Annotated in this window: 8 protein-coding genes and 2 pseudogenes; 4 read left to right on the plus strand and 6 right to left on the minus strand. The window is 55.4% G+C overall.

What is annotated here, in order from left to right; genetic code table 11:
• The 3 genes and pseudogenes from K5905_RS21445 to K5905_RS21455 all read right to left on the minus strand — a co-directional run.
• Nucleotides 1-187: pseudogene (locus K5905_RS21445) on the minus strand (TRAP transporter small permease); the annotation flags it as partial.
• Between the two features lie 107 nt (nucleotides 188-294).
• Nucleotides 295-1,344: a TRAP transporter substrate-binding protein DctP gene (gene dctP, locus K5905_RS21450; RefSeq protein WP_297587531.1), complete on the minus strand. Its 1,050-nt coding sequence runs from the start codon at nucleotides 1,342-1,344 to the stop codon at nucleotides 295-297.
• Nucleotides 1,345-1,366: 22 nt separating this feature from the next.
• On the minus strand, nucleotides 1,367-2,416 hold the full coding sequence (locus K5905_RS21455; protein ID WP_297587533.1) for a pyridoxal-phosphate dependent enzyme: 1,050 nt from the start codon (nucleotides 2,414-2,416) through the stop codon (nucleotides 1,367-1,369).
• Nucleotides 2,417-2,517: 101 nt separating this feature from the next.
• Between K5905_RS21455 and K5905_RS21460 the strand changes: the two genes are divergently transcribed.
• Nucleotides 2,518-2,982 carry an Lrp/AsnC family transcriptional regulator gene (locus K5905_RS21460; RefSeq protein WP_297587535.1) on the plus strand — a complete coding sequence of 155 codons (465 nt, stop codon included), beginning with the start codon at nucleotides 2,518-2,520 and terminating at the stop codon, nucleotides 2,980-2,982.
• 12 nt (nucleotides 2,983-2,994) lie between these two features.
• Here the strand turns inward: K5905_RS21460 and K5905_RS21465 are convergent, their stop codons facing one another.
• Nucleotides 2,995-3,444, minus strand: a complete 450-nt coding sequence (locus K5905_RS21465; protein ID WP_297587539.1) for an Lrp/AsnC family transcriptional regulator — start codon at nucleotides 3,442-3,444, stop codon at nucleotides 2,995-2,997.
• A 123-nt stretch (nucleotides 3,445-3,567) separates the two neighbouring features.
• On the opposite strand from K5905_RS21465, the gene K5905_RS21470 reads away from it, so the two are divergent.
• The 3 genes from K5905_RS21470 to K5905_RS21480 are packed head-to-tail and all read left to right on the plus strand — an operon-like array spanning nucleotide 3,568 to nucleotide 6,632.
• Complete coding sequence (locus K5905_RS21470) at nucleotides 3,568-4,719, plus strand: amidohydrolase (protein WP_297587543.1); 1,152 nt, start codon at nucleotides 3,568-3,570, stop codon at nucleotides 4,717-4,719.
• Nucleotides 4,716-5,882: a Xaa-Pro peptidase family protein gene (locus K5905_RS21475; RefSeq protein ID WP_297587545.1), complete on the plus strand. Its 1,167-nt coding sequence runs from the start codon at nucleotides 4,716-4,718 to the stop codon at nucleotides 5,880-5,882. Before K5905_RS21470 ends, K5905_RS21475 begins: the two co-directional genes overlap by 4 nt.
• A 9-nt stretch (nucleotides 5,883-5,891) precedes the next feature.
• The gene (locus K5905_RS21480; protein ID WP_297587548.1) at nucleotides 5,892-6,632 is read left to right on the plus strand and encodes an aspartate/glutamate racemase family protein; all 741 of its coding nucleotides are present in this window, start codon (nucleotides 5,892-5,894) and stop codon (nucleotides 6,630-6,632) included.
• 200 nt (nucleotides 6,633-6,832) lie between these two features.
• Here the strand turns inward: K5905_RS21480 and K5905_RS21485 are convergent, their stop codons facing one another.
• Together K5905_RS21485 and K5905_RS21490 are read right to left on the minus strand one after the other, a co-directional pair.
• Nucleotides 6,833-7,756 carry an SMP-30/gluconolactonase/LRE family protein gene (locus tag K5905_RS21485; protein ID WP_297587551.1) on the minus strand — a complete coding sequence of 308 codons (924 nt, stop codon included), beginning with the start codon at nucleotides 7,754-7,756 and terminating at the stop codon, nucleotides 6,833-6,835.
• Nucleotides 7,756-8,146: pseudogene (locus tag K5905_RS21490) on the minus strand (hypothetical protein); the annotation flags it as partial. The gene K5905_RS21485 and the pseudogene K5905_RS21490, both read right to left, overlap by 1 nt.

Here is an 8,146-nt window from a genome sequence, read left to right on the forward strand (position 1 = left end):
CGACAAATGTGACACCGACAATCAGAAACTGGTTCAGTTCTTCTGAAAAAAACAGGCTTTGCCCGAAGGCGTATCGGCCGATTGCATTGGCGGTTGAATTCACCATCATCATCAGGATTGAAATGATGATAATCGCCTTTTCGGCGAACTCGATCCCTCTGTTCGCAGTCTGTAACAGCGTCTTCATTGTGATCTCCCGTGTGCTGGCCGATGATCGACGCAGCCGCGCCCTCCCTGCGCGAAAAAGCAAAAAGCGCGGGAATACTCCCGCGCTTTTCACGCATTGGCCTCGGTTTACGAGGCGTCGTTCACTTCGCGAACGAGGCTTTCCAGGATCTTCTGGGCGCGTTCGCGAGCTTCGGATTTTTCTTCTTCGTCATAAGCGTTTTCAACGACGTTGTAGTAGGTTTCATGCAGACCGGTGCTGAGATCCTTGAAAACAGCACGCTCTTCATCCGTCAGGACAACGACTTTGAGGTCAGGACGTTCCGCAAGGATCTTGTCCATGTTTTCCTGATTGATTTTCAGCTGGTAATCATGTGCGGCCTGTTCGGCGGCGTCGATTGCCTTGTGCACCATGGCCTGCTTTTCAGCACTCAGTCCGTTGAACCATTCGCTGTTGGTGGACACGGTGCCGACATAGGGCTGCTGCCCGGGGAACATCAGGTAGTCCTGAACTTCGTGCCATTTGGCGTTGTAGATGAAGTAGATCGGGTTGACCATTCCGTCGACCGTCTTGAGCTGAAGCGCCCCGTAGACTTCACCCCAGGAAAGCGGCGTCGGCGTCGCCCCAAAGGCCTTGTAGGTTTCTACCGGGATTGTCGACGTGAACGTGCGGATCTTCTGACCGTCGAAATCAGCCGGGCTGCGGATTTCCTTGTTGGCTCCCCAGGCCATCTCACCTTCTGAAATCATGGTCAGCAGCTTCAGGTTGACCTTTTCAAACCGATCACTCAGATCGTTGTAGATCGTTTCACTGCTGGTCAGAACCTTGCGGACGGTATCCACATCGCTGCCCAGAACGTATGGGACGCTGAGCGCCTGCACTTCCGGAACATAGGACCCCAAATGACCAGTGCCGACCGATACGAACTGCACAACCCCTTTGGCCGTCAGTTCGACGATGTCGTTTTCAGTGCCAAGCTGACCGTAATAGAAGATCCGGACTTTGATATCGCCATCCGACTCCTCTTTGATCGCCTCGGCAAAAGTCTTGGCGAAAATGTCCTGCACATCGTTCTTGTCTTCTTCGGACGCGAACTTCCAGGTTTCCGCGCTTGCACCTGTTGCCAGGCCTGCGGTAAGCAGTGCCGGAATGACGAATTTCCTAATCATTTTCTGCATTTCTCTTCCTTTCCCGACCCGCTCACGCGGGCCCCTCTGAGATGATGACAAGGGGTAAAAAGTCCCTGCCGGTTGCTATGTCGGGGAGCTGTGTGCACAAGGCGCCGAACCCTGCTGCGCCTGATGGTGTGGTGGCTATGCCCAGTTCGGTCATAGCCTTGGCTGCAGCTGCGCCATCTTCTTCGGAGAGCGTCTGATAGGTCACATTGCAGCGTTCAAGGACGCGCCACGCGACGATCGAGGGTTCCTTGCAGTCCAGACGTCCCATATTCGAGTCCGGTCCGTCGGACCGGGCTGCCTTGCCGGCTTCATGACTTGCCTTCAGGCAGGCGGCAGCTTCGGGTTCAACAACGATCAGGTCCGGCTGCGCCGTCCAGTTTAACCGGATCATATGCGCCATTGCGGCCGCGAGACCGCCAACACCCGCCTGCAGGTAGACATGGGTTGGCCAGTTGCCCGACGCCTCGAACGAAGCGCGCAGCTCCTCGGCGATTACGCAATAGCCTTCCATCACCCATTTCGGAATCTCGGTGTATCCGGGCCAGGTTCCGTCAGCCAGCAGCGTCGCACCGGTACGCTTGGCATCTGCAATCGCAGCAGCAACGCTTTCATCGTAAACGTCTCCAGACCACACAACCTCTGCACCAAGGGCACACAGTCGCTCCGCAAAGTTTTCCGGAACGGTTCTGGCCAGATGAATACGCGATTTGGCGCCAACCTCCCTGGCACCCGCTGCAACGCCCAACCCGTGATTGCCAGCACTTGCGCAGACAAATGTCTGCGTTTGCGCCAACGACCGTACGTCCGCATCCTTGAAACGCGCGGGCGTTAGTGTTTCACCGGTTTTGGCAAACCAGGCTTCTCCCAGCAGCCGGGCAACCGCATAAGGCGCGCCGAGTGCCTTGAAGGCCCCCAGCCCCATTCTGGTGGTTTCATCCTTGGCCCAGAAGGAATGCCCGTCAGGTCCCTGCAATTGCTGCATTGGCGAGACAGCATAGTTTTCCTGTGCCTTGAAGAAGGCGCTGGCCCGTTGGAAGTCCGGAGCAAATTCAAGAATATCTGTGTGTTTCATGCTCCATGATGTAGCACTTTCTCTTTATTTGATTTTTTCAATATCACGAGTAAACTTGACTAAATTTACCGAATGAATACCTGAATTCGAGAAAATACATCATGGATGACAATATTGACGATGCAGATCGAACGATCTTGAGATTGATGCAGCAAGACCGCAGGATCGGACTGGAAGTCATGGCTGAAGAATGCGGGTTGTCCGTACCTTCTGTGCAGCGCAGGCAGAAACGTTTAAAGGATTCCGGCATCATCCAGCAGGAGGTTGCCATCCTCGACGCAGCGCGGTTGGACTACAACATGACCCTGATTGTGTTGGTAGAGCTGGAGCGTGAAAGCCTGCAGCAGCTTGACATGTTCCGCAAGCTTGCCCGCGCCGAACCACAAGTTCAGCAATGCTATTATGTGACGGGCGAGGCGGACTTCATCCTGATCTGCACGGCACGTGACATGCAGGACTTTGAGGAACTGACCCACAGGCTGTTTTTTGAAAACTCAAATGTACGACGGTTTCGCACATCCGTTACGATGGAGCGTACGAAGGTGGGACTGACGTTGCCGATTTGAACCCCGGACCAGTTACAACACGTCCAGCGATACTTTGACCCTGTCCATCACAACCGAGGTCTTGAAGCGGCTGATATTGGATTCATCAAAGAAATGCTCCTGGGTGAATTGTTCGTATTCCTTGATATCCCGGACGGTGAGGATCAAGGTGAAATCCGCCTCCCCCGTCGTATAATAGCATTGCTGGACACATCGGGCATTACGCATCTTGCGCTTGAACTCGTCCAGATGGCGGCGGCTTTCGCGTTCAAGAATGACATCGACAATAATCGTCATGCCGCGGTCCAGCCGAGACGGCGACAGGACTGCAATGTCCCTTTCGATGACACCGCTTTCTCGAAGCCGCTTCAAACGTTTTTGCACCGCTGGCGGAGACAACCCCACGTCCTGACTGATCGTTTCGGCAGTCAGGCGGGCGTCGCGCTGCACAAGTCGCAAAATTTCCAGATCCTTGTCATCCATGGTCCGAAATTGATCGTCTTTGGCGCTAAATTCAATAATTTTCGTCACGCATCAGAAGAAAAACTACTCCTTCCCCCCGTTCAGACATTGTAGATAGGATCTGATGAGACGGGAGACGTACGCATGAGCGCGTTTGAACGACGTTTGACAGAACGGCGGCGGGATTTTCACCGCAACCCTGAGCTCGGCTTCCAGGAAAACAGGACACGACGCGAAGTTGCACGCAACTTGCGTGAATTTGGTCTGGAAGTGCATGAAGGCGCCGGGGTTGTCGGTGTTCTGCGCAGCGGCCAAGGCAATCGCGCCATTGCGCTTCGGGCGGACATGGACGCGCTTCCGATTGTCGAGATCTCCACTCATGACTATGTATCGGAAACACCGGGGGTCATGCATGCCTGTGGGCACGATGGCCACATGACGATGCTACTGGGAGCTGCCGAACGGCTTGCTGAATGCCCTGATTTCGACGGCACGGTCATCTTTTTGTTCCAGCCCAATGAGGAGCACGGGTTGGGTGCTCAGGCAATGCTCGATGAAGATGTACTGGAGCGGTTCCCGGTCGACGAGATTTTTGCGATCCACAATCTTCCAGGTGCGCCGACAGGTCAGGTCTCCACCCGATCCGGCATTATCTGCAACAGCGAAACCTTGTTTGAAATCAAGGTACAGGGTCGTGGCGGTCATGCGTCGATGCCTCAAGCAGGTGTGGACGCAATTACGGTCGCGGCGGAGCTCGTCCTTGCCTTGCAGACAATTGTCGCCCGAAAGCTTCCCCCTGCAGCCGGAACGGTTGTGTCCGTCACCGAATTTCTGACGGATGGCCAGCGCAATGTGCTGCCCGGACAGGCCATCCTGAAAGGAGACTATCGGGCACGGTCGCCGGAAGACCGGATTGCCGTGGAAAAATTCATGCGCCAGATCGCCGAGGGTGTGGCCGCAGCACATGCGACTTCGGTTTCAGTGGAATGCGCTACGGAATTCATCGAAACGATCAATGCACCGGGACCGGTAGAAGCAGTTTACCGGGCAGCTGAGGCTGCCGGCTGCGAAACCGTGCGAGATCGCGAACCGATGAGTTTTTCCGAAGACTTTGCGCATTTCTGCGCAGCGGTTCCCGGGTGTTTTCTTTTGATGGGCAATGGCGTTGCCGGTGCAAATGGACAACCGCTGCACGCTGCCGATTACGATTTCAATGATGACCTGCTACCAATCGGTGCAGAGTTTTGGGTACAGCTGGTTCGTGACCGGCTTCCGTCGCGAAAGGACAAGTTGTGACCGAGGCACCTTCTAGAGGATTTCCGGAAGCGGAATTTGCAGCGCGCACGGACCGGGCACAGGCAGGTATGGCTGCACTCGGTCTGGACGGTCTGCTGCTGATGACCGAAGCTGAGGTCAGATACTTCAGCGGCTTTCACACTCTGTTCTGGCAAAGTCCGACCCGGCCATGGTTTGTCTTCGTTCCGTCGACCGGCAAGCCAATCGCCATCATCCCGGAAATCGGTGCGGAATTGATGCGCAGCACGTGGCTGGACGACATTCGCACCTGGAGCGCGCCCTGCCCCGAGGACGACGGCTTGAGTCTGTTGACGGAATTGCTCGCACCGCTGGCGCAGGCAGGGAAATCCATCGGTGTGATGAAAGGCCATGAAACTGCGCTACGCATGCCTTTGGGCGATTATGAAAAACTGACAGAACGCCTACCCGGTCTTTCAATTGCCGATGCGACCGGACTGGTCCGCGGACTGCGCATGATCAAATCCGAACGGGAAATCGAGAAGATTGCACACATTTGCACTGTCGGCTCACGGACATTTGCAAAAGTCCCTGAACTTGCCCATCAGGGACAGCCTCTGGAGGATCTGTTTCGTGCGTTCCGCCGCGAGGGTCTGGCACAGGGTGCCGATGACGTTCCGTATCTTGTCGGTGGAGCGGATCAGGGCGGTTACCGGGATGTGATCTCACCGCCATCACGCCGACCACTGGCGCAAGGCGATATTCTGATGTTGGATACGGGTGCCGTTTGGGACGGGTATTATTGCGACTTCGACCGCAACTTTGCCATTGGAAGCGCAGACGACAAGTCCCGTCGCGCCTATGATGTATTATGGCGCGCGACTGAAGCGGGGATCAAAAACGCCCGTGTGGGCGTTACGTGCCAGCAGCTGTTTCAGTCGATGCAGTCGGTTATCGCGCAACTGGACGATCAGGGCGGCGATGTGGGCCGCCTCGGCCATGGACTGGGCATGCAGCTCACCGAATGGCCTTCGCACGCCGCGTTCGATCAGACAGTGATTGAGGAAAACATGGTCCTCACGCTGGAACCTTCTCTCAGCTACGGAGATGGACGCATCATGGTGCATGAGGAAAACATTGTCGTGCGAAAGGATGGCGCTCAGTTGCTGTCAGAGCGCGCGCCCCAAGACCTCCCGGTCATCTGAGGAAAAACCATGAAGCTCGAGTTTGAGACAGACGCCGGGATTGGCACACGCGCAACGTTGGGCGTTATCGTTCTGGAAACCGATGAAACATTGGAGCCGGAGTTTTCAAAGGTAATGGCCCTTGATGGTGTCGCGCTCTATCACAGCCGAATTCCGATGGTGCCTGAAATCCGCGCCGACACGCTGGCCAAAATGGAAAAGGATCTTCCGGCCTCCGCCCGGCTTTTGCCACCTTCTCTGAATTTCGACGTGATCGGCTATGGATGCACTTCGGCGTCTACGGTGATCGGATCAGAAAACGTTGCCCGCGCCATTCAGACGGTCTTTCCAGGTGCACTCGTGACTGATCCTCTTGCCGCGGTAATCGCTGCCGCACGCGAGATCAACGCAAAGCGGCTTGGCTTCATCACGCCTTATGTACCCGAAGTGTCTGAACGCATGCAGCAAAGGCTTACAGAAGTTGGATTTGAGATAGCTGCATTTGGATCTTTTGAAGAAGGTAACGACCAGACAGTTGCCCGGATCAGTGAAACTTCAATCATACGTGCGGCTGAACGCGTCGCGGCGACAGCCCCTTGCGACGCAATCGTTATTTCATGCACCAATCTCCGAACCCTGAATATTCTCATGGAAATGGAAAAACGAATTGGTGTGCCGATCATCAGCAGCAACCAGGCACTGGCCTGGCATATGCTCCGCCTTGCGAAGATCAAAGACCATCGTCCTGAATTCGGTCACCTGTTCAGTTAGCTGAAAACCCGATCAGATTGACCTGGTCAGTCGAAACCGGACCGGGCCAAGGCCAAAGAGGTTGATGAAGAGCGTGGTGACCGCACGCTCGAGATAAGTTCCGCAGACAAACATCCGGAAGTGAAGATAACCAAGTGGCGGACGAAGCCAACTCAGCCGGATGTCTTCCGATACAGTTTCATTGAAACTCCGTCACGCGTTCACTTCACGCCGTTCACGTTCAGAAAAACCGAATAGAGCGATGTGGTGCCGGCGATGAACAGTCGGTTCAATTTCGGGCCACCAAAACAGACATTGGCAACGATTTCAGGAATATGGATCTTGCCGATCAACACCCCATGCTGGTTGATACAGTGAACGCCATCGGCTGCCGATGTCCAGATCCGGCCGTCGCGATCCAGGCGGAAACCATCGAAAACACCGTTGGTGCACACCGCGAAGACGCCTCTGTCTTCCAGCGATTTTCCATCCTCGCCGATCTTCAGTTTTTCAATATGAGCGGGGCCGTCCTCATGGTGTGTCACGCCGGTATCCGATACGAAGAGCCATTCCTCGTCAGTTGAAAAAGCGAGGCCGTTCGGTTTGTAAAAACCGGTCGCAACTACCGCGACTTCCCCTGTCTCCGGATCGGCACGATAAACATGACATTCTCCGATTTCGCTTTCTGCCCGATCACCTTCATAGTCCATCAGAATCCCGTAGGACGGATCGGTGAACCAGACGGAGCCGTCGGATTTGACAACGACATCGTTGGGTGAGTTCAGGCGTTTCCCGTTCCAGTGAGAGGCAATGACCGAAAGGGAGCCATCATGTTCGGTCCGGGTTACTCTTCGTGTCAGATGCTCGCAGGTTACAAGACGACCCTGGTTATCGACCGTGTTGCCATTGGCATTGTTTGAGGGATTGCGGAACTCGGAGACCGAGCCGTCGGTTTCGTCCCAGCGCATCAGCCGGTTGTTCGGAATATCCGACCAGACCAGATAGCGGCCGGCAGGAAACCATGCCGGCCCTTCCGACCAGCGGGCACCGGTCCAAAGGCGCTCGACCCGTGCATGGCCGATGAAACAGGCTTCGAATTCCGGTTCGATCACTTCAAACCCGGTTCCTTCCAAAACACCAAACATCATGTTTCCCGCTGTTTTCTATATGATTTCGAGGGGAGTTCGGGACGAATGGTCCCCCAGCCCTGCTTTTTCATCCGATTTCCCGGATGAATTGAGTCCGGCCCCCAGATTGCCTGATAGGTATCGACGGCACGTCCGCGCGCCTGAAGATAACCGGAAATTCCGGCAAGGGCACCCCACCATCCGACAAGAAAAATCCACATCCAGTTTGGCGCGTTTGCCGTCCACAACCCGGTGGCAATCGCACCGACCATCAGGATCAACGCAAGATAACCGAAGCTCTTATGGAAGGTTTCGAACACCAGCCGCCGTGGGGTCATGTCATAGTGGTCGCCTCGCAACGACCCGTCTGGCCGGACGTCTGTTGGACCACCTTTCGTCCCCCGCAGC

The sequence above is a fragment of the Roseibium sp. genome (assembly GCF_025698965.1).
Classification (GTDB): domain Bacteria; phylum Pseudomonadota; class Alphaproteobacteria; order Rhizobiales; family Stappiaceae; genus Roseibium.

Coding starts and splice junctions, on each gene's coding strand:
- dctP (WP_297587531.1), bottom strand. CDS start 1,344: ATGCAGAAAATGATTAGGAAATTCGTCATTCCGGCACTGCTTACCGCA.
- K5905_RS21455 (WP_297587533.1), bottom strand. CDS start 2,416: ATGAAACACACAGATATTCTTGAATTTGCTCCGGACTTCCAACGGGCC.
- K5905_RS21460 (WP_297587535.1), top strand. CDS start 2,518: ATGGATGACAATATTGACGATGCAGATCGAACGATCTTGAGATTGATG.
- K5905_RS21465 (WP_297587539.1), bottom strand. CDS start 3,444: ATGGATGACAAGGATCTGGAAATTTTGCGACTTGTGCAGCGCGACGCC.
- K5905_RS21485 (WP_297587551.1), bottom strand. CDS start 7,756: ATGTTTGGTGTTTTGGAAGGAACCGGGTTTGAAGTGATCGAACCGGAA.
- K5905_RS21470 (WP_297587543.1), top strand. CDS start 3,568: ATGAGCGCGTTTGAACGACGTTTGACAGAACGGCGGCGGGATTTTCAC.
- K5905_RS21480 (WP_297587548.1), top strand. CDS start 5,892: ATGAAGCTCGAGTTTGAGACAGACGCCGGGATTGGCACACGCGCAACG.